At 48.0% G+C, this 1,570-nt stretch carries 2 protein-coding genes; both read left to right on the top strand.

From position 1 onward, the window contains the following. Nucleotides 1-105 precede the first annotated feature (105 nt). Nucleotides 106-444, top strand: a complete 339-nt coding sequence (locus tag J0O65_RS09265; protein ID WP_215406157.1) for a hypothetical protein — start codon at nucleotides 106-108, stop codon at nucleotides 442-444. Further along, on the top strand, nucleotides 441-1,082 hold the full coding sequence (locus J0O65_RS09260) for an SMI1/KNR4 family protein (RefSeq protein WP_215406156.1): 642 nt from the start codon (nucleotides 441-443) through the stop codon (nucleotides 1,080-1,082). The genes J0O65_RS09265 and J0O65_RS09260 overlap by 4 nt, the downstream gene beginning before the upstream one ends. Nucleotides 1,083-1,570: the final 488 nt, after the last annotated feature.

The raw sequence follows: 1,570 nt of genomic DNA, 5'->3' as shown, positions 1-1,570 counted from the left end.
TGACCCCGTTTCCCGGCAGATATGGCTGAGGCCGTGTCGGAATGGCGGACCTGACCCCGTTTCCCTGACCCCGTTTCCCGCGGATATGGCTGAGGCCGTGTCGGAATGGCGGACCTGACCCCGTTTCCCGCTTCGGGGGCGGAAACTAGTATGGTTGGGTCTAATGTTGAGTATAACTACGCATTAAGCCAAAAATATTTGCGTGATAAGTTGGTTCCTGGTGCGCCTATTAGTAGTATTAAAGTCAATCAGGTGGTTCCTGGCATGAATGTCGATGAGTATGTGTCTAGGCAGTATGGTGGTCGTCAGATTTTCGATAATCAAAACATTGCTCCAGCTCGAGCTAATCAGGTGATGGGAAGTTTTGAATACAATGCGACAAAAAATATGCCGATAGGTACAAAAATAAATGGGTTTAATATTGAATGGAGTCGTGGAAAATGAAAATTTCATTTCTGAAATTTAAAAATGCATTTCCGAAAAATGAGCAGAGAAAATTCACAGTTGATACTTCTGTTTTTTCTCTGTTTTCTAGAAATGTGCTCGGTGTCGATTTTCCAGCTGACCTTGTTTCATTTTTTGATGAGATGGGAGGAGGCTATTTTGGAGAAAATGATTTATATTTTTTCTGTGACGGAAAAGAGAAGATGCCACGTGATTCTTTTCAAGAGTGGAATGAGAAGGATTTTTGGCGCGATATTTTCCCCTCTGCTGCAGATGGTGGTCCGGTGTTTTTTGCGGAAACTAGTTTTGGTGATCAAATAGGTTATAGGATGGTTGATGGGGATTGTATCTATATACTATTTTTAATTGATACATTTGAATCATTCGTAATTGCAGAAAATGGATCTGAACTTTTTGAAAGAGTGCTGACGGAGCGATTTGCTTTGGTAGATGAGCGGCGTTTGATTGGGGTGGAGAAAAACTATGGACGACTCAAAGAAGGGATGCACTTTGCTCCTATTGTTAGCCCAATGTTAGGCGGGAAAGGAAATGTTGAAAATTTTTGCTTGGAAACACCCAATGTGCATTTTAGAACTGCAATAGCCACATTTAAATCTATTCAAAAAAGTGGCAGTTAGGGAGGCCGGCGGAGGCCGCGGGCCGGGGTCAGATCCAGCATTCGCGCGGGCCGGGGTCAGATCCAGCATTCGTACACGATCTCAGCTGTGGCCGTCTCGATCTGCATAAGCGAAAAGCCAGCGTCGTCTGCAGCGCGCCCGGGGTCACGCCCGGGGTCAGGTCCGGCATTCGTACACGATCTCAGCCTTGGTCATCTCGATCTGCAGCAGGTTGCGCTTTACTAAATGCCGATACGGCTCGACTGACTGTCCTGCTCGAGACGTGAAAAGCGGAGGCGATGTGGGACATGGTAAAAGCGGTCGATAGATAAGCGCGTGCCATCGCCTCGTCTCTGTCGCTATAGCAGGGGCCAGCAGGGGCCAGGGTCAGGTCCGCCATTCGTACACGATCTCAGCCTTGGCCTTCGTATGCGGGGCCAGGGTCAGGTCCGTCATTCGTACACGATCTCAGCCTTGGCCTTCGCAATCTGCAGCAAACGGGGCCAGGG

The sequence above is a fragment of the Janthinobacterium sp. JC611 genome, assembly GCF_018682595.1.
In the GTDB taxonomy this organism is placed as follows: Bacteria; Pseudomonadota; Gammaproteobacteria; order Burkholderiales; family Burkholderiaceae_D; genus Janthinobacterium.
The sequence above is the reverse complement of the archived record's forward strand: the minus strand, read 5'-3'. Positions and strand labels throughout refer to the sequence as shown.